This is a genomic window from Rhodococcus sp. IEGM1339 (assembly GCF_050321925.1).
Taxonomy (GTDB): Bacteria; Actinomycetota; Actinomycetes; order Mycobacteriales; family Mycobacteriaceae; genus Rhodococcus; species Rhodococcus pyridinivorans.
Genome location: NZ_JBNQFT010000002.1, coordinates 329,332 through 347,830 on the forward strand (window position 1 = coordinate 329,332; position 18,499 = coordinate 347,830).

The 18,499-nt window shown below is 66.4% G+C and carries 15 protein-coding genes; 13 read left to right on the plus strand and 2 right to left on the minus strand.

Annotation, left to right across the window (positions count from 1 at the left end):
• Positions 1-17 precede the first annotated feature (17 nt).
• From ACQR3U_RS04305 to ACQR3U_RS04315, 3 genes are read left to right on the plus strand one after another with little or no spacing between them, the layout of a single operon-like run.
• Positions 18-908, plus strand: coding sequence for an SPFH domain-containing protein (locus tag ACQR3U_RS04305; RefSeq protein ID WP_230809774.1), 891 nt, complete (start codon positions 18-20; stop codon positions 906-908).
• A 12-nt stretch (positions 909-920) separates the two neighbouring features.
• A complete protein-coding gene (locus tag ACQR3U_RS04310; protein ID WP_060652022.1) occupies positions 921-1,130 on the plus strand; it encodes a hypothetical protein in 210 nt (69 codons plus the stop codon).
• Positions 1,131-1,136: 6 nt separating this feature from the next.
• Positions 1,137-1,817: a DUF2332 family protein gene (locus ACQR3U_RS04315; protein WP_064852736.1), complete on the plus strand. Its 681-nt coding sequence runs from the start codon at positions 1,137-1,139 to the stop codon at positions 1,815-1,817.
• Positions 1,818-1,870: 53 nt separating this feature from the next.
• Here ACQR3U_RS04315 and ACQR3U_RS04320 read toward each other — a convergent pair whose 3' ends face one another.
• On the minus strand, positions 1,871-3,148 hold the full coding sequence (locus tag ACQR3U_RS04320; protein ID WP_064852735.1) for an FAD-dependent monooxygenase: 1,278 nt from the start codon (positions 3,146-3,148) through the stop codon (positions 1,871-1,873).
• Between the two features lie 199 nt (positions 3,149-3,347).
• Here ACQR3U_RS04320 and ACQR3U_RS04325 point away from each other — a divergent pair, with 199 nt between their 5' ends.
• Positions 3,348-4,664, plus strand: coding sequence for a cytochrome P450 (locus ACQR3U_RS04325; RefSeq protein WP_230809775.1), 1,317 nt, complete (start codon positions 3,348-3,350; stop codon positions 4,662-4,664).
• On the plus strand, positions 4,661-5,659 hold the full coding sequence (locus tag ACQR3U_RS04330) for a ketoacyl-ACP synthase III family protein (protein WP_064852734.1): 999 nt from the start codon (positions 4,661-4,663) through the stop codon (positions 5,657-5,659). Before ACQR3U_RS04325 ends, ACQR3U_RS04330 begins: the two co-directional genes overlap by 4 nt.
• 64 nt (positions 5,660-5,723) lie before the next feature.
• Here the strand turns inward: ACQR3U_RS04330 and ACQR3U_RS04335 are convergent, their stop codons facing one another.
• Positions 5,724-6,260 (minus strand): SRPBCC domain-containing protein, encoded by a 537-nt coding sequence (locus ACQR3U_RS04335; RefSeq protein ID WP_071936310.1) that lies wholly within the window; start codon positions 6,258-6,260, stop codon positions 5,724-5,726.
• A 349-nt stretch (positions 6,261-6,609) separates the two neighbouring features.
• On the opposite strand from ACQR3U_RS04335, the gene ACQR3U_RS04340 reads away from it, so the two are divergent.
• Genes ACQR3U_RS04340 through ACQR3U_RS04375 form a run of 8 tightly spaced genes read left to right on the plus strand, consistent with a single transcriptional unit; the run spans position 6,610 to position 18,241 of the window.
• Positions 6,610-8,361 (plus strand): fatty acyl-AMP ligase, encoded by a 1,752-nt coding sequence (locus ACQR3U_RS04340; RefSeq protein ID WP_064852732.1) that lies wholly within the window; start codon positions 6,610-6,612, stop codon positions 8,359-8,361.
• Complete coding sequence (locus tag ACQR3U_RS04345; RefSeq protein ID WP_083543555.1) at positions 8,358-10,130, plus strand: acyl-CoA dehydrogenase family protein; 1,773 nt, start codon at positions 8,358-8,360, stop codon at positions 10,128-10,130. Before ACQR3U_RS04340 ends, ACQR3U_RS04345 begins: the two co-directional genes overlap by 4 nt.
• The gene (locus ACQR3U_RS04350) at positions 10,127-11,752 is read left to right on the plus strand and encodes an acyl-CoA dehydrogenase (protein ID WP_197483266.1); all 1,626 of its coding nucleotides are present in this window, start codon (positions 10,127-10,129) and stop codon (positions 11,750-11,752) included. Before ACQR3U_RS04345 ends, ACQR3U_RS04350 begins: the two co-directional genes overlap by 4 nt.
• A 37-nt stretch (positions 11,753-11,789) precedes the next feature.
• Entirely contained in the window at positions 11,790-12,053 is a 264-nt protein-coding gene (locus ACQR3U_RS04355; RefSeq protein ID WP_064852731.1) for an acyl carrier protein, read from the plus strand.
• Between the two features lie 5 nt (positions 12,054-12,058).
• On the plus strand, positions 12,059-15,055 hold the full coding sequence (locus ACQR3U_RS04360; protein WP_064852821.1) for a type I polyketide synthase: 2,997 nt from the start codon (positions 12,059-12,061) through the stop codon (positions 15,053-15,055).
• A complete protein-coding gene (locus ACQR3U_RS04365) occupies positions 15,052-16,092 on the plus strand; it encodes a 3-oxoacyl-ACP synthase III family protein (protein ID WP_064852730.1) in 1,041 nt (346 codons plus the stop codon). The genes ACQR3U_RS04360 and ACQR3U_RS04365 overlap by 4 nt, the downstream gene beginning before the upstream one ends.
• A complete protein-coding gene (locus tag ACQR3U_RS04370; protein ID WP_082937727.1) occupies positions 16,089-18,023 on the plus strand; it encodes an HAD-IIIC family phosphatase in 1,935 nt (644 codons plus the stop codon). Before ACQR3U_RS04365 ends, ACQR3U_RS04370 begins: the two co-directional genes overlap by 4 nt.
• Positions 18,020-18,241: a phosphopantetheine-binding protein gene (locus ACQR3U_RS04375; protein WP_064852729.1), complete on the plus strand. Its 222-nt coding sequence runs from the start codon at positions 18,020-18,022 to the stop codon at positions 18,239-18,241. The genes ACQR3U_RS04370 and ACQR3U_RS04375 overlap by 4 nt, the downstream gene beginning before the upstream one ends.
• Positions 18,242-18,499 lie beyond the last annotated feature (258 nt).

The following is an 18,499-nucleotide window of genomic DNA, read 5'->3' on the forward strand; positions in this document are numbered from 1 at the left end:
TCCTGGGAGGTAGGAACATGGATGTCGTGCAGTCGCCCGTGACCGTCGAGCGGCCGGGTGCCTCGTCCAACGGCTGGTCGGTACTGATCGCCGCTCTGGTCGCAATCGCCGTCGGCACCGGTCTGATCGGCTGGGGAGCAGTGGATGTCACCGTTCCGCTGATCGTCGCCGGCGCCGTCATCGTGGTGCTCGCCCTCGTGCCGCTCGCCGGACTCGTCCTCGTCGAACCGAACGAGGCCCGTGTCCTCCAACTCCTCGGCAGCTCGTACACCGGCACCCTGCGCGAACCCGGTCTGCGCTGGATGAACCCGCTCAACACCCGCCGCAAGATCTCCACCCGCATCCGCAACCACGAGACGGGCAGAGCCAAGGTCAACGACGCCGACGGCAACCCCATCGAGATCTCGGCGGTCATCGTGTGGCAGGTCGAGGACACCGCGCGCGCCGTCTTCGACGTCGACGACTTCGAGGAGTTCGTCGCCGTGCAAACCGAGGCCGCGGTCCGCCACATCGCCGGTTCGTACCCATACGACGCTGCGCCGGAAGTGATGTCGCTGCGTCAGAATGCCGACGAGATCACCACCAAGCTCTCGGCCGAGGTCCACGACCGCGTGCAGTCCGCCGGTATCCGCGTCATCGAGACCCGCATCAACCAGCTCGCCTACGCACCCGAGATCGCCCAGGCGATGCTGCGACGTCAGCAGGCCGGCGCCGTCATCGCCGCCCGCGAGCAGATCGTCAAAGGCGCCGTCTCGATGGTCGGCACCGCCCTGGCCCGCCTCGAGGCCGAGCACACCGTCGAGCTCGACGAGGAACGCAAGGCCGCGATGGTCTCGAATCTCCTCGTCGTGTTGTGTGGAGACCAGAGTGCTCAGCCCGTCCTCAACACGGGATCGCTGTACCAGTAGGGATCATGCGGCATGGCCGAACGTAAGAAGGTGCTGCTGCGCCTCGACCCGGCAGTCCACGACGCGCTCGCGCGGTGGGCTGCCGACGAGTTGCGCAGCACCAACGCCCAGATCGAGTTCCTGCTCCGGCGGGCCCTCACCGAGGCCGGCCGGATGCCGCGCGAGGTGGGGCGCATACGCGGGCCCGGTCGTCCGCGCGCCGATGCCGACGACGAGGAGTGAGCTGACATGGCAGATCCTCCGAGGAGGGCCGCCGTCGACGAGGCGGGACGCTACGCAGTGCTCCACCCGGCGATCGCCGAAGCGGCCCACCGCGCGGGGGCGACCGCGATCGGCCTGATCGACGTGGGGCGCCCCGCGGCGCTGAACCTGTGCGTCGACCGCGTGGGCATTACCTACAGCGACGGGGTGTTCCTGGGTGACCCGGATTCTCCTGTGCAGGAGAGCTGTTCGATCGTCCACGGCGGGACGGTTCCCGACCGGGCGATGCCTCCGGTGGTCGCGCGCGTCGCCGTGACGCGGCGCCGGCCCGACGTCGAGGACGCCCTGCTCGCCGAGGATCCGCCCGTCCGGTTCTGCGGCGACGTCGTGGAACTGCTGCCCGAGGGGATCGCGGCGGTACCCGAGGGTGCTCTGCCCGTCGTGACGACGACCTGGGCGTTGTCGCGCCTGGCAATTCCGCGGCGCCCGTCGTTCGTCGACAGTCTTCGCGAGGCGGCCGCGGGACGGACGGTCGCGTGGGTGTCGGCCGAGGGGGTCGGCGCCGCACCGTCGGTCCCGACGCTCGGTGACCGTCCGGCCTCCGGCCACAGCATCGTGGGCGTGGCCGTGTACCGCGGATCCGAGCAGCACGTGGATGCAGTCGGCCGCTGCTGGTCGCGGGGACGGATGCTCGATTGGTTCCCCTGATTCTTGTGGTGCCGCCGATTCGTATGCCGCGAACGCCGTTCGGCGGTGCGGCGTCACACCGTTTGCGGTATCCGCGCGACCAGGCGGTCCAAGGCCTCTGCGGCGGGATTTCGGCCGCCGGCCAGGCTGTAGTACAAGCGACCCCAGATGGCATTCTTCGTGACGGGTAGCCGGTCGATCGTGCGGTACAGCGAACGCCGGGCAAGTGTGGGTAATGCGCCGGACTGCGCGAACGCACTCTCCTGCCGGAACTGCAGTGCTCGTGCCTGATCCACGTGGGGTTCGCGCAGTTCCTGGAAGATTCTGCACCGCTCGTCGACGAAGATGTCGGACTCCTCGGCGCGGAGTGCCGGCCCGAGCTGATCCCCCAGAACGACCGCATCGAGAATCGCGTGATTGACCCCCTGGGCCAGGACCGGTGTGAGGGTGTGCGCCGCGTCGCCGACGAGGACCAGGCCGGGGATGCTCCATCGGGGGCATCGGCTGCTGAAGATCTCGAGCATCGACGTATCACGCCACGTTCGGACGGAGTGTTCTGTTGCCTCGCCGAGGTCCGGGACTATCCGGGCGACGCTGCTGTACAAGGACGGCAGACCGGCCTTGCGGATCCTGCTCAGGCCTCCGGGAGGGATGTTCACGCCGAGCCGGAGGATCCCCGGAACTGTCGGTATGCACATCACGTGGGCGTCGTCGGCGAGGTGGACCTGGTAGCGGGTCAGATCCCATCCCGCAGGTGGGTCCACCTTGAACCACAAGAAATCCCGGCGCATCGGCTGCTTACGGGATACGAGGCCGGCCGCAGCACCCAGCTTGCCGTACCGTCCGTCCGCGGCGACCACCACCCGTGCGGTGATCGTGTTCTCGTCCTCTCCGATCCGGTAGCGCACCCCCACGATGCGTGGTCCGCGACGAATCAGCTCCTGAACCGATGCGCCTCGAATCAGCCGAAATGACGGAAACCGTGCAGCGGCAGCGTCGATGGCGTCGAGTAGCGAATCCTGCGGGATCTCCAGAGGGCTCTCCTCAGCGTCTGCGAGTTCGGAGAAGCGGACGGTGAGTACCTCCTGGCCGGCATCGACAATTCGTATGCCCGACACCGGCATCGTGCGATCGGCCGGCAGCTGATCGAGTACCCCGAGGCGCCGGAGCGCGGTCACCGAGTCGGGGGAGATCGACTCACCACGGAACGTGCGGGCGGCAGAGGGAGCTGTCTCGAGAACCGCAACCGCGACGCCTTGGAGCGCCAGGCACAATCCTGTCATCATTCCGGCCGGACCTGCACCGGCGACGACCACGTCGTACTGCTCGGGGCGTTCGGAGATTTCCGTCATCGGCTGCTCTTTCGGTGTGATCGACACGTTCGGTGAGAAGCCTAGGAATACGCCCGAAACTCCTGGGGGGCACGCGTCTGAAGCGACCGTTTCGAACCGCTGTGGGAATTCCTAAAGTATTGCTGAATCCGGTTGTCCCACAGACTGTCTCTCTCTACCGTCGAGTTCCGATCGCCGCAGCATGCAGGAAAGGGAACCAGTGACTTCGACAGCAGCAGAATCGACCGGCGACACGAGCGAGCATACGGGGCGATGTCCGTACAGCTATCCGTTCGATCGCCCGTCGGCGATGGGTGTCGCGCGTGAATACCGCGAGATCCAGGAACATGAGGCGGTCGGACGGGTGCAGATGCCGTCGGGTGATCGCGCCTACCTCGTCACGCGATACGACGACGTGAGGACGGTTCTGTCCGATCCCCGCTTCTCACGTGCCGCCACCCTGGCCGAAGGAGCGCCTCGCCTCGGGCCGGCCCCGCAGAACTTCCCGACCCTCCTCAATATGGACCCTCCCGACCACAACCGGGTACGCAAGATGATTTCGGGGACGTTCACCTCCCGCCGCGTCGCCGTACTCGAGCCGCACGTCACCGGTCTCGTCGAGCAGTACCTCGACGAGATGATCGAAGCCGGTCCGACCGCGGATCTCGTCGAGATGTTCGCAAGTCGACTGCCCGTCCAGGTAATCTGCGAACTGCTCGGTGTGCCGATGAGCGATCGGGAACAGTTCGGAGCATGGTCGCGCGCATTCCTCGCCACCACAACCGCGGAATACACCGCAGAGCAAGTTCAACAAGCGCAGGGGGCGTTGTTCGTCTACCTCACCGAGCTCATCGCGAGCAAGCGTGCAAACCCGCAGGACGACATCCTCAGCGACCTGGTCGTGCAGAACGACGCGAAAGGTGCGATCTCGGAACTTGAACTGACCTTCCTCGGGGTCAGTCTCCTGGTCGCCGGACACGAGACCACCGTCAACATGATCGCCAACGGTGTGTTCGCGCTCATGTTGGATCCTGCCGCTGCGGAACTGCTCCGTTCCCGACCCGAAATCGTCGACACCGCGGTCGAGGAACTCCTCCGCTTGTTCGGTCCGGGAACGGAAGGGTTGCTCCGGATCGCGGCGGAGGATGTGGAACTCTCGGGCGTGAGGATCCCTGCGGGAAGTGCTGTTCTGCCGAGCCTCATCGCAGCGAACCGCGATGAGAATCGATATCCCGGAGCGGAACACCTCGATCTGGAAAGAAAGGACGTCCCGCATCTGTCCTTCAGCCACGGTCCGCACTTCTGCATCGGCGCGGCGCTTGCCCGCGCCGAGCTTCGGGTGTCCTTCAACGAGATCCTGCGTCGTCTTCCCGGACTGGCGCTCGCGATCCCCGCGGCCGACGTGCCCCGACCGGAAGGGCTGCTCGTCAACGGCGTGTCGTCTCTTCCGGTGACCTGGGATGCCGATGCTGCCCGAGCAGTGCCCTCCCGACCGCTATCGGAATCCACCCGTTCGACTTCAGGAGAAGCCCCATGAAATGGAACAACACGTTCGTCGCCGGTGTCGGAGCGTACGTGCCGAGCTCCGTGACGACCTCCTCTGCGGTCGACCAGGGGCTCTACAGCGAGGAATCGCGTGAGGCCGACGGTTTCGAGGGTGCGAGCATCGAGCGCGAGCTGGTCCCGCCGCAGATGGCAGTCGAGGCCGCCGGGAAGGCTGTCACCGATGCCGGGATCGATTCGAACGACATCGACATCGTCTTCCACAGCGGTATCTGGTTCCAGGGTGTCGACATGTGGCCCGCGGCCTCCTACGTGGCAGCGCACGCCGCCCGTCCGGGTGCACGTGCCTTCGACCTGCAACAGCAGTGCAATGTCGGACTGAGTGGGCTCGAACTCGCCGCCGCTCTGTTGCCCTCTGTGAACGGCCACATCCTGCTCACGACGGCCGACCGCTTCGATGGTGGCCCCGTCGACCGGTGGCGAACCGAATCCGGTGTCGTCTACGGGGACGGTGCAGGTGCTGTGGTGCTGTCGTCGACCGGTGGGAAGTTCGAACTCGTCTCGACGCACACGGAAGCAGCCAACGATCTCGAGAAGGTGGTGCGCGGACCGCAGTTCGCGACGTGTCCGAGCACGACGACGATCGACATCGGTGCGCGCTTCGACTACTTCATCTCGACGGGTGGGATGCGTGCGGCGGCAGGCAGACTCGTCGACGCGGTGACGACTTCCGTCGGCCGGGCCCTGGCGGACGCCGAATCGGAGATCGGCGATATGACTCGGGTGATCGTCCCTGCGGTGGGGAAAACCAAGCTGGACTGGCAACTTCAGGCTCTCATACCTGTCGACATCAATCGTACGAACTGGCGGTTCGCCAGGCAGATGGGGCATCTGGGGGCCGGAGACCAATTCGTGGGCCTCGAGCGCATGTGCGCCGAGGGCGGTCTCGAGCCGGGGGACCGGATCCTGCTCGTCGGGGGCGGTGCAGGCTTCACGTGCACATCTGCGGTCCTCGAATTCCGAGGTTGAGAAGAGGAACGAACGGTTGCGGCCCGGACATTCCGTCCGGGCCGCACCTGTGTGCCGCCGACTTCTAGCGCCGTAGTGAAACCTGCTCGGCCAGAGCCTCGTTCATGAGAACGAACTGAGGATAGGTGTCGTCGCGCAGGTAACCCATCATCGGCGGTACCGCGATCCCCGAGAAGATCTCACCGTGCTCGAGCACGACGCGGCCGTTGCCGGTGTCCTCGATCCTGAAGTAGTGCTCGCCGTCGAAGATTCCCGGAACGCCCACGGTTCCCTTCCATCGCAGCTCTTCGCCTGGATCGACGGTGAGGAGCTTCGGCGTGAAGGTGGATTCTCCGCCGCCGGCTCCGACGAGGACGTTGGTGATCGTGCCGTCGACTGCGAGCTCGCCCACCGAGGACACGATGAACGGATTCCACGACGGATACGACTCACGGTCGGTGAGCACGGCCCACACCTCGTCGGCCGTACCGTCGATCTCGGTGCGTGCGACGAGCGTGTATTCCTTGGTGGACGCCCATGCCGCGTAGACCGCGAGCGGAACGAAGACTACTGCGAGTGTTATCCCGACCCATTTGAGTACGCGCCCCCGTCGGGTGGTCATGAGGGAACCGGCCGTCATATGTCGTGCCCTTTCTGTTCCGAGGTACCTGCCCGTGATTGTCGGGCCGCCGGATCCGGCCGCCTGCGCGGTGCGATCACCGAGGGCAGGAGTCGTCGAGGCTACATGCAGTCGGTTACGGCGACATGGACAGAACGCTGCATTACGGCAACGGTGACCCGTGCATTCGCCGCACCGACTGTGCGCCCCGTCATATGGCGGTTCTTTAGCGGCAGCGAAGTTCGAAAAAAGCTGCGAGAAGTACAGTTTCGGTTCCGTAGGGGTTGCGCGAACAGGGTCTTCGCCAGCGCTGCGCCCCGTCTCGATCGATGACCGGATTGGTGGGAGAGATATGCCCGACACTCACGCGGCCGCACCGACGACACCGGATCTCGTCGCGCGGCTGGAGTACTTCGCGACCACGCGTCCCGACGCGATCGCCGTGGAGTACGTCGACGATCGCGGACATGTGATCGAGGAACAGACGCGGACCTGGTCGCAACTGCATCGCACGGCGTCGGCGACCGGATCGGACCTGCTCGCCCGACACGACCCGCGCGATCGTGTGCTGATCCTGACGGCCCCCGGGCTCGGCTTCCTCAACGCCTTCCTCGGATGTCTCTACGCGGGAATGATCGCGGTTCCGGCACCGCTCCCTACTGACGAGAAGGGGATGAGCCGGCTCGCCCGCATCGTGACGGACGCTGGAGTCTCCGAGATCATCACCACTACGGATCTCGCTCCTGTGGTCGAAGGATGGCTCGGCGAGTCGATGTCCGACAACTGCCCGTCGGTGGGAGTGATCGAGACCGCCGTGCCCGACGAAACGTTGGGATCCCCGTCCCATGCCCAGCCCTTCCATTCCCCGGACGCCATCGCCTTCCTCCAGTACACCTCCGGTTCCACGAGCGACCCCAAAGGTGTGATGGTCACCCGTCGCAACCTGGCCCACAACCTTGCCGTGATCGACCGGGCCAGCCGTCTGCCCGACAGCTCGACGGTGGCCGGCTGGCTGCCTCACTTCCACGACATGGGTCTGATCGGGCAGATCCTGTACCCGCTGTTCGGCGGTCACCGCGGCGTGCACATGTCACCCGCGACCTTCCTGAAGCGTCCCCATCTGTGGTTGAAGATGCTCAGCGATTTCCGTGCGGCCGGCACGGTCGCACCGAATTTCGCTTTCGACATGTGTGTGCGGCGGGTGACCGAGGAGCAGATCCGCGACCTCGATCTGAGCAAGATCCGGACGGTCCTCAACGGGTCGGAACCGATCCGAGCCCAGACGCTTCGCGCGTTCGCGGACCGTTTCGCCGGTGCCGGGCTCGCGGTCGAAGCACTGTGTCCCTGTTACGGGTTGGCGGAGAGCACGCTCATGGTGACCTCCGACGACCCGGAGCCGTTCCATGTCCTCGAGGTGGACGAGGATGCGTTGGCGGAGAACCGCGTGGTACCAGCGGTCGCAGATGGTCTCAGAAGCCTCGTGAGCTGTGGCCGCGCGGAGGGTCTCGACGTCGCGATCGTCGATCCACGGACCGAGGCGCGAATGGTCGACGGCCGGATCGGGGAGATCCGTGTGAGAGGAGCAAGCGTCGCTGCCGGATACTGGAACAACGCTGCCGCCACCGCCGAGACCTTCGAGCGGACCGTGGACGGTCTGGGAGGTTATCTCTGCACAGGTGATCTCGGTGCCTTCGTGGACGGACGGCTGTACGTCACGGGCCGCGCGAAGGACGTCATCATCGTCAACGGGCGCAACCTCTACCCCCAGGACATCGAGCATTCGTCGCGGGAAGCGCACCCGGCCCTGGCCGGGGGACTGGCAGCCGCGTTCGGCACGGGGGAGAACGACGGTCGCATCGTCGTCGTGCAGGAAGTCGCAGACGGTGGCGGCGACGCGAACTGGGCCGACGTCCGGTCCTGCATACGCGAGCGGATTCGACTCGACCACGGAGCCGCCGTGGCCGCGATAATCCTGACGCCACGGAAAACTGTGTCGCGCACCACGAGCGGCAAGATCCGCCGCGCAGAGATGCGGACGCGATTCCTCGACGGAGCATTCGACGAGATCGCGATCGGATCGGTACTCGGGCGCGTGAACGCATGAGTCCACGGTCGTCGAACGATGTTCCCGTCGAGGTCGCGCTGCGCGCCGTGCTCGACGGACTGTCTCCGGCAGCATGCGAGACTCTCGACGCGCGGGATGCCTTCCCCGAGCGGACCATCGCAGCGTTCGACGCGATCGGCCTGCAGCGCCACTACATTCCGGTCGCCGACGGCGGTGAGCTCGTCGACTACGAGCGCACCGGCAGGTTGATGCGCGAAGTCGCGTCGTTCGACGTGACCCTCGCGGTGGCACACGGCAAGACCTATCTCGGCGCGGTCTGTGTGTGGATCGCCGGTTCTCCCGCCCAACGGGCCCGTCTGGCCGAGATCGTGGGCGCGGGCGGTGCGGTCTCCTGGGCGCTGACCGAGCGAGGCCACGGCAGCGATCTCCTCGCCGGAGAGGTCGTCGCGGAAGCGACGGACGTCGACGCCGTCACCCGCTTCCGGCTCACCGGGGAGAAATGGCTGATCAACAATGCGACGCGAGGCGCCGCACTCTGCGTCCTGGCACGCACGTCGTCCGATGCCGGGCCGAGAGCGTACAGCCTGGTGCTGGTCGAGAAGGCGGAGCTGACCCCGGACAGCTGGCAGACCCTCCCGAAGGAACTCACTCACGGTATTCGTGGCGCGGACATCAGCGGGATCCGCTTCGACCAGGCATCCGTCCCCGCCGACGCGATCGTCGGCGGTGTGGGGCGCGGCCTCGAGATCGTGCTCTCGGCCATGCAGCTCACCCGCACCATGTGCTGCTATCTTTCACTCGGGGCGTCCGACCATGCGCTGGCGATCGCGGGTGGTTTCGTACTGGGCAGGGAACTCTACGGACGTGCGCTCCTCGAGCTGCCCGCAGCCCGCGCGGTCGTCGCCGATGCAGTGGCAGCCCACGTGCTGGCCGAGGCCTTCACCACCTTCGCTGCGCGCAGTGTCCACGCGCTGCCGCAGGAGCACTCCGCGATCGCCGCGGCCGCGAAGTACCTCGTGCCGACGCTCGTCGAAAATTCGATGGTTTCCGTCCGCCGTCTGGTGGGGGCGCGATCGCTCGTCGTCGGTTCCACCGACCACGGGACGTTCTCGAAGATCGAACGTGACCACCGCATCGTCTCGTTGTTCGACGGCAACACCATCGTCAACCTCACGACTCTCGTGAGTCAGTTCCCCGTTCTGCTGGGGCGGAGAGGTGAGGCCGGTGCCGGCGAGGACGACGCCCTCCGGGTCGCGGCCGATCCGAACGCCGAGCTACCCGAGTTCCGTCCGGAACGTCTGTCCCTGTTGCCGAAACGCGGGCTGTCGGTGCTGCGATTCCTGCGCCGGGTGGCAACGGACGGCTCTGCCGGCCGCGGGCTGAGTGGCCCTGTCGCCGACGAAGTGCGCACCGGTGTCACCGGACTCGCCGCCGAGCTGGACCGATTGACCGCACAGGTGCATTCGCAGCCACGCGCCTCGGTGGAGACCTCGGTCGAGGCGTTCGATGCGGCCGAACGCCTTGCCGCGTGCATCGCCGGCGCTGCAGCGGTCGCGGTATGGGTGCACGGTTGCGATACCCGGGCAGGGGACGGCAACCCGCTGTGGCAGAACGCGTTGTGGTTGCGACTCGCGCTGCATGCGGTGGCGGACGCACTCGGCATGCCGACGGACAGGCCGGATCACCTCACCGACGAGGCGGTCATGGTGTTCGCGGACGCGACGGCCTTCGGACACAAGATCACACTGCTTCCCGGCGGGTCGGGGCACGGGGTGAACACGAACTCGACGGATGCGGAGGCATCATGACGATTGCCCACCCCACGAGCGACATCGAATCGCTGTTCGGCGATCCCTACGACATCGACAATCCGCTCGGTGCCCACCGCATCGTCGAAGCGGACGAGCGGGACGAGATACTCGTTGATGCCGAAAATGCTCTTCTCGGAGCCGGTTTCGATGCACACTTCGTTCCGGCGGACCTGGGTGGCAGGTTCGAATCGGTCCCGGCCCTCGTCGACACGCTCCGGCCGGTGTTCGCGCGCGACGCAGCTCTCGGACTGGGCTACGGAATCACCACCTTCATGGCGGCGCTCAACGTCTACGCAGCCGGAGATGGGCGGCAGAAGAGAGAAATCGCTGATTCGGTACTCGCCGGGAACAAGATTTCGGTCGCATATCACGAACTCGATCACGGCAACGACTTCACGTCCAACGAATGCGCCGCCGTCCAGGACGAGGACATCCTCCGCCTACGAGGTGGAAAGCAGTTGATCAACAACATCGAGCGCGCACACAGCGCTGTGGTGTTCGCTCGGACCGATCGGGTCGAGGGGCCGCGTGCACACTCGCTCTTCCTCGTGCCGCTGGACGATCCGGTGATCGACCGGACCACGCGCTACCGCACGCTGGGCTTGAGGGGCTGCCGGCTCGGGGGTGTCGATTTCGGCGGAGTCTCGCTCCTCGATACCGACCGCATCGGTGCGCGTGGGGCGGCGGTCGAGATTGCACTGCGTTCCTTCCAGGTGAGCCGATGCATCGCAGCGGGCGCTGCACTGGGACCCGTCGACGAAGCGTTGTTCCTCGTACTGAAGTTCGCCCGGGAACGGTGTCTCTACGGCCGACGGCTCGTGGAACTTCCACATGCCCGCGCCGTCCTGGGCGACGCCTTCGTCGATCTGCTCGTCGCCGAGGCGATGGTTCGCGAAACGGCACGTGCCCTCCATACTTCGCCTGCCGGGGCGGGAGCGCTGTGCGCAGCGACGAAGTATCTCGTCCCGCGCATGCTCGAGGACACCATGCGATCGCTGTCGGTGCTCCTCGGCGCACGCTTCTATCTGCGCCGCGGACCGTACGCGATGTTCGGCAAGCACTTCCGTGACATCCCCGCACTGGCGATCGGACACGCCGGAGGCGTCAGCTGTCAACTCACGATCCTCTCACAACTGGCACGGATCACCAGATTGGACGGTGCGGATCTGCCTGATTCCGACACGGCAGATGTCCTACCCCCTGTGAGGTTCGACGAGTTGGCCCTCGTCGGGCGATCGGCGGATCCGATGCTGCTCGGCTTGCGGGCACGACTCGATCCGGTCGACGACATCGATCGAGCTCTCGCACATGCGCTCGGTGAGCTTTCTCACGGCGCCCGGGCCCTGGGACCTGCCGCGACAGGAGTCGCCACCACCCCTTCCGCTCTGCGCCTGACCGAGCGCTACGCGCTGCTCGTCGCCGCGGGCGCGGTGACGCTCGCATCCGACGGGAAGGACGCGTGGGCGCGTCGTGCGAAACGTCGCCTCGTGGCCAGGCTGTACAGACAGCGCATACCGGCCCCGGACGACGGGACCGTGCTCACCGAACTCCTCGGACGTGCCGAACACGGCCGGGCTTTCGACCTGGCCGCCAGGCCGGTCGCTCGCCGCCTTCCGTAACACCTGAAGCCGACTCCACCGATCAGCGGAGGACACAATGGACAACATCGGACACGTCGAGATCGCCGACTGGCTCTCCTCGCGGGTGGCCGGATTCCTCGACCGACACATCGATTCGATCGACATCGACCGACCCCTGGCCGAGTACGGATTGGATTCCGTCTACGCGCTGACCCTCTGCGGCGAGATCGAGGACACCTTCGAGATCGAGGTCGAGCCGACGCTGGCATGGGACCACCCGACGATCGCCGCGATGGCCCGATTCCTCGAGACACAGACCACACGGACGTCGGCATCGTGACCGCGATGGACACACATTCGAGGCATCGTCGGGTCGGTGTGGTCGGCATCGACTGTGTATTCCCCGGGGCTTCCGGGCGGGAACAGTTCTGGGAGTTGCTCGTCCGAGGCGAACACGGTATCTCCGAGATCCCCTCCACGCGCTGGCTGGTGCCGGACGCACCCGGCAGCGTGCCGCCTGCGGGTTACATCGACGATCCGGCCGGATTCGATTGCTCGTTCTTCGGAATCAACCCCACCGAAGCTTCGGGAATGGATGTGCAGCAGCGACTCGTTCTCGAAGCAGCGTGGCGCGCGTGCGAGGATGCCGGGATCGCTCCGGCGAGTCTCGCCGGAACCTCCACCGGCGTGTATGCCGGTGTGATGTCCAGTGATTGGACGGCCCTGAACGTCGCGGATCCCGCCGCGATGTCACCGCATCTCGGCGCGGGAAGCGGGCAGTGCATGATCGCGAACCGGGTGTCCTACCACCTGGATCTGCGCGGGCCCAGCATGTCCGTCGATACCGCGTGCTCGTCCTCGCTCGTGGCCTTCTACCTGGCCGCGCAGGCGATCCGGGCGGGCGACTGCGACGTCGCGTTGGTGGCCGGGGTCAACGTCATGCTGTCGCCCGCACTCCCCGCCTTCTACAGCTCTACCGGATTGTCGGCACCGGACGGGCGATCGAAACCGTTCTCGGCCGGCGCGAACGGGATCGGGCGCGGGGAGGGAGTGGGTGTCGTCGTGCTCCGTGTCCTCGACGACCAGGTCGAGGCCTCCGGGACGGTGTATGCGGAAGTACTCGGAGGCCGGGTCGGCCACGACGGTCGCAGCAACGGTCTGACGGCCCCCAGCAAGTGGGCGCAGGTCGATGTTCTCCGTCGTGCACTCGACGCCGGAGACGTTTGTGCAGGCGACGTGGACTTCCTGGAAGCGCACGGTACCGGAACGACGCTCGGTGACATGATCGAGGCCAATGCCTTGGGCGAAGTGTTCTCCGGCAGAGCGGCCCCCTGCCTCATGGGTTCGGTCAAAGGCAACGTGGGGCACCTCGAAGGCGCCGCCGGCATCGCCGGCGCCATCAAGGCGTGTCTCGCCCTCGAGCATCGGATTCTGCCCCCGTCCCTGTTCGCCGTCGACGAGAATCCGAAGTTGGGGCTTGCCGACAAAGGCCTCTCGCTTGCCACCGGCCCCACCCGGCTGCCTGCACGTGCGATCGCCGGTGTGAGCAGCTTCGGCATGGGCGGCACCGATGTGCACATGCTGTTGCGGGGGGTGCCCACCCCGCGACTACGACCGAGTGGGTCGTCGATAGGGGTGGTCACCGTCTCCGCCGCCACCCCCGCCGCGCTGTCCGTGAATATCGCGCGTGTCGCGGAGTACCTCGACGGGGTGTCGGACAGCGACTTCGCGCGTGTTTCCCGAGGCACGAATCTCGTCAAGTCGGATCGCCGCGTGCGGCTCGCGGTGGCTGCTCCGGATCGGCGGACGGCGGTCGCGCAGCTTCGGACCCGGCTCAGAGACCATGTGGCGTCCGGCCTTCCACCGAATCGGGTGCGTCCCCGCGTCGCCTTCCTGTTCACCGGCCAGGGGTCGCTCACCGCAGGGGTCGCCCGGCGCCTCGCATCGTCGATTCCCGCCGTCCGCACGCATGTGGACCGAGCACTGACCTTGTTCCCCGACGACGTTGCAGCGACCGTCGAGCAACTTCTCCTCGGTCCGCCCACGGAGGAGACCGTTCGTGTCGTCGAGACGGATTCCGCGTCGAGCCAGCCGGCGATGTTCGTTCTGCAGTATGCCCTGACCGGGGCGTACTCGGATCTCGGGATCCGGCCCGCCGCTGTGCTCGGGCACAGCATCGGAGAGATCGCCGCCGCGACGATCACCGGCGCCCTCCCCCCGGAGGCCGCAGCGGAATTGGTCCTGGCCCGCGGACGCGCGATGCGTGACCTGCCCGAAACCGGGGCGATGTCGAGCGTCGAGATGTCGGTCGATGCCGCCCGGGAGTGGATCGGTTCGCGCACCGACGTCGTGATCGCCGCAGACAACGGTCCCGCTCGGGTCGTGCTGGCCGGGACGGGGGCCGCGATCGAAGAGGCCGAACGCGCACTGGACGGCAGGTCGCCGAGGCGGCTCGCGGTCACCCATGCGTTCCACTCGCCTCTCGTGGCGGGGGCAGGGGCTGCGTTCGCTCGCTCCATGGAAGGAAGGATCGGCCGAGGGGTTCCGGGGATTCCGTTCTTCTCGACGTTGCGGGGTGCGAAGATCGCGGAGGCACTCGACCTCGTGTACTGGAGCGAGCAGATCTCCGCGCCGGTGCAATTCCGGACCGCGCTCGCGGAACTGCTTGCGACAGAGCCCACCCATCTGCTCGAGATCGGGCCACGGGCCGTGCTGACATCGCTTGCCGCCGAACAAGGCGGTGCGAGAATCACCCGACTGGCACCGCTGGACGGAGAACGATCGACCGGCATCGAATTCGCTTACTCGGTTGCACGTCTCTACGAGGACGGCGCAGATGTTCGATGGGACGGCCTGTACCGGCCCGAAGATGTGGTGCCGGTGCGCATGCCCGTCTACGAGTTCGACCACGACCAGCACGTTCTGCCGCTCTACCCCGGGGGCCGGTTGCCGCAGTCCCGCGGACCGGAGGTGTCCGAGGACGATCGTTCCGCTCGGGACACTTCGGTGGAACAGGTAGTCCCACCGTCCGCCACCGGGATCTCTCGTGACGACTCTCCGGAACCGGTCGGTGTCGTATCGATCGACACCCGCGACATTGCGCTGATCGTGCGCGAAACCATCGGGGAGATCAGCGGATACGCGACGAGCGTGATCGAGGAGGGCGCGCGACTGCGCGAGGATCTCGGATTCGACTCGATCCTCGCGATGCAGCTCGCCGATCGGCTGGCGGAGCGTGTGCGATTCGACGAACCGCCCGAGATCACCGAGTTCGTCGAAAGTCTGGTCACCGTCGACACCCTCATCGAGTTCGCGGTTCGCCGGTCGGAAGGGAAACGATGAATACGTTCATACTCGGAACCGGCACGGCGCTCCCGAACGATCCCGTCGACAACACTCTCCTCCACGAGACCTTCGGGATCAATGCGCAGTGGGTCGACCATTTCGTGGGTACACGGACCCGCTACTTCGGTGTCGATCTCGACTCCGGTGAGCAGACCCACGGTGTCGTCGACCTCGGTACCGAGGCAGCGGAGGCTGCGATCGGTGCGGCCGGGATCGACCGGGTGGATCTGGACTTCATCGTTCTTGCGACGGCCACGCCCGACACGCTCATGCCGACCGCCGCCACCGGGGTCGCCGATCGGCTCGGTCTCGACCTCATCCCCGCATACCAGGTGCAATCCGGTTGCGCCGGCGCAGTCCAGGCGTTGGACGTGGGGCGCCGGTTGCTCGACGACGATCATCGAACAGGTCTCGTCATCGGGGCCGATGTGTGTGCCAAGCACATGGTCCTCGATCGTGGGGCCGGAGCCATGCCGCCTTCGAAACTGGTCAACTACATGCTCTTCGGCGACGGGGCCGGCGCCGTGGTCATCTCGGCCGACCCGGACGGCGCGCTCATGCGACTGGGGCGGGTCGTCTCCCGATTCGAGGGACGGAACCGTCTGCCCGGTCAGGTCATCGAGTGGTTCGGCGATGCGGACCTGTCTCGGTGGATTCGCACCGAGACAGGTACGGACCGGCAGGCCGTCACCGAGGACTACAAGGCAATCGAACTGTATGTGCCGCACATGGCCGGCGAGATGTTCACCGATCTGCTGCGCCTCGCGAGGTGGAAGGTCGAAGAGGTCGACTACGTTCTGCCCCCGCAACTCTCGGGGAAGATGTCCCCTCGTATCCGGGCTGCGCTGGGTGCCGATCGTGCAACAGAGATCAGCTGCGTGGCCGAGACGGGCAACAGCGGCAACGCCCTCTCCTTCCTTCAGCTCGACCGTCTCGCCCGGTGCATCGAACCCGGGCAGCGCGCAATTGCGGTCGCGATCGAATCGAGTCGCTGGATCAAGGGTGGCTTCGCAGTGGAAGGAGTCAATCCGTGACCGACCTGGTGTCGACACCGATCGCCGACGAGAACGTGAACGGCGACATCCGACCATCCTCGCCGGATGTATCGGGCCTCGAGCGCATTGTCGAACTGAAGCGCGACGGACGGCTCGAGAGTGAGGTCGTCGAACTGCAGTCCGTCCTCGCGGCTCTTCCTGAGACCGACCGTCCGGCCGCATCTCGGTTGTTGTCGTCGTTCGAGGGCCGATCCGTCGACGCAGGCTCGGCGCACCGCGTCGTCGGTGTCGCAGTGCTCGGCAGTACGACGGTCCGCGGCGTGACGGGAGCCTTGACGGCAGAAATGCTCCGCCATGGCCTGGTTCCCGCGGTGAGGGTGGGAGGATTCGGCCGCTGGAGCCTCGAACTGCGCGATCCCTCCGCAACGGTCTTCGAGCACGGCCCGCACCTGACTCTGTGCCTGTTGGACGCGTCGATCGTCACCGATCGGCTCCGGGCACCGTGGACGGTCGACGATCTCCTCGAGGCCCTCGACGACGCATATGCGGACCTGGTGGTCGCTGTCGACACGCACGGCGACGCCCGGACTCTGGTCGTCAACACGGTGCCGCTCCCACCACGAATCCTCGCGATGCTGGTCGATCTCGAGTCGCGGGGACGTGCGGCCGCGGCATGGCGTCGCTTCAACACCGCACTCGCGGAACTCGCTCTCGACAGGTCTCGACTGCACGTCGTCGATTCGGAGTCGATCCTGTGTGTCACTGGTCCGTTGTCCGACGAGCGCATGGCAGCCTATGCCCGGGTCGAACTCGGTGACGCGTTCCTTGCGGAGGTCGCCCGGCAGGTCGGGCACATCGTACGAAGCACCCGGGGCATGACGCGAAAGTGCCTCGCCCTCGACCTCGACGGCACTCTCTGGGGTGGCATTCTCGCCGAGGCGGGACCACACGGCATCGTGCTGCGCGACGGGCCTCGCGGAGCGGCCTTCAACGCCGTCCACGACGTGGTGCGACAGTTGGCTGCCCAGGGCGTCCTCGTTGCGGCGCTGAGCAAGAACGACGACGCGGCGGTCCGCGAAGTGTTCGCCACGAACGACGCCATGGGTCTGACGGAGGACGACTTCGTTGCGATAATCGCGAACTGGGATCCGAAGCCTCTCAACCTCGGTGAATTGGCCGGACGGCTCAACATCGGCACGGATTCGTTCGTGTTCGTCGACGACTCCGCGTCCGAGTGCGGGTCGATGCGTACCGCCCGACCGGAGGTCGAGGTGATTCGGGTGGACGCGGACGAACCGGCCCTGCACGTGCCGCGGATACTCCGCGACGGTTGGTTCACCACGGCGCACGTGACCGAGGAAGACCGTGCGCGTCCGGTCCGGTACCGCCGCGAAATCGGCAGGCACGAACTACGCGCCACAGCCGGGAGCGTCGAGGACTACCTCGCTGCGCTCGACACCGCCGTGGTCGTCAGGGCGCCGCGCATCACGGAGATCCCGCGGGTTTCCCAGATCACGCAGCGGACCAACCAGTTCAACCTGACCACGGTGCGGATGGACGAGGCTGCGGTGACGGTATGGATGAACGGTCCGTCGACATCTGTTGCTGCGGTGTGGTGTTCGGACCGATTCGGTGATCACGGGATGGTCGGATGCCTGTTCCTCGAGCGCGACGGAGCGGAGCTGCACATCCGCAACTTCGCATTGTCGTGCCGGGTGCTCGCCCGAGGTGTCGAAACGGCGATTCTCGGATCCGTGGTGGACGCGGCATGGTCGGAGGGCGCGCACAGCGTTGTCGGATGGTATCGACCCTCCCCGAAGAACGGCATCGTGGCGACGTTGTACTCCGAGAACGGGTTCTGCTCGGCCGATGCCGATGCCGAGGGCCGGCAGCACTTCGTGCTGACGGCCGGCGACTCCGTCCCCCCTTCCCCCTACGTCCGTCTGACGCGAGAGGACAGTCCGTCATGAACGCCGAAGAATTCGTCGAACTCGTATGCGCACAAACCGGAATGCACGTCGGCACGGATCATCTCGATCTGCCGTTCGACGCCCTTCCTGCCTGGGACTCGATGTATCTGCTCACGGTTGCGACTGCTGTCGAGGCGCGCACCGGTCGTTCGTTGAACGTGGCGGACGCGCTCGAATGCGCATCACTGGGGCAGCTGCGAAACCTCGTGGGCGCATGAACAGCGTGGATCTCCTGCCTTTTCCGAAACCGCGCAGGCACACCGAATACTTCTCGACCGCCATGGCAGGGCGGCCTCTCGTTCACCTCGGAACAGAAGCCGACGTGAGCGGACTGCTCGACCGGTCCGGTCGCCGTCCTGCCGCTTCGGCGACCGCGCACGTGATACGAGCGATCGCCGAGACCGTGGCGCAGCATCCGGACGCCAACTGCACATTCCACCGGCTGCCGTTCCCCATGCTGTCGCGCCCTCGCGACG

Coding starts and splice junctions, on each gene's coding strand:
- ACQR3U_RS04305 (WP_230809774.1), top strand. CDS start 18: ATGGATGTCGTGCAGTCGCCCGTGACCGTCGAGCGGCCGGGTGCCTCG.
- ACQR3U_RS04310 (WP_060652022.1), top strand. CDS start 921: ATGGCCGAACGTAAGAAGGTGCTGCTGCGCCTCGACCCGGCAGTCCAC.
- ACQR3U_RS04315 (WP_064852736.1), top strand. CDS start 1,137: ATGGCAGATCCTCCGAGGAGGGCCGCCGTCGACGAGGCGGGACGCTAC.
- ACQR3U_RS04320 (WP_064852735.1), bottom strand. CDS start 3,148: ATGACGGAAATCTCCGAACGCCCCGAGCAGTACGACGTGGTCGTCGCC.
- ACQR3U_RS04330 (WP_064852734.1), top strand. CDS start 4,661: ATGAAATGGAACAACACGTTCGTCGCCGGTGTCGGAGCGTACGTGCCG.
- ACQR3U_RS04335 (WP_071936310.1), bottom strand. CDS start 6,260: ATGACCACCCGACGGGGGCGCGTACTCAAATGGGTCGGGATAACACTC.
- ACQR3U_RS04340 (WP_064852732.1), top strand. CDS start 6,610: ATGCCCGACACTCACGCGGCCGCACCGACGACACCGGATCTCGTCGCG.
- ACQR3U_RS04345 (WP_083543555.1), top strand. CDS start 8,358: ATGAGTCCACGGTCGTCGAACGATGTTCCCGTCGAGGTCGCGCTGCGC.
- ACQR3U_RS04350 (WP_197483266.1), top strand. CDS start 10,127: ATGACGATTGCCCACCCCACGAGCGACATCGAATCGCTGTTCGGCGAT.
- ACQR3U_RS04355 (WP_064852731.1), top strand. CDS start 11,790: ATGGACAACATCGGACACGTCGAGATCGCCGACTGGCTCTCCTCGCGG.
- ACQR3U_RS04360 (WP_064852821.1), top strand. CDS start 12,059: ATGGACACACATTCGAGGCATCGTCGGGTCGGTGTGGTCGGCATCGAC.
- ACQR3U_RS04365 (WP_064852730.1), top strand. CDS start 15,052: ATGAATACGTTCATACTCGGAACCGGCACGGCGCTCCCGAACGATCCC.
- ACQR3U_RS04375 (WP_064852729.1), top strand. CDS start 18,020: ATGAACGCCGAAGAATTCGTCGAACTCGTATGCGCACAAACCGGAATG.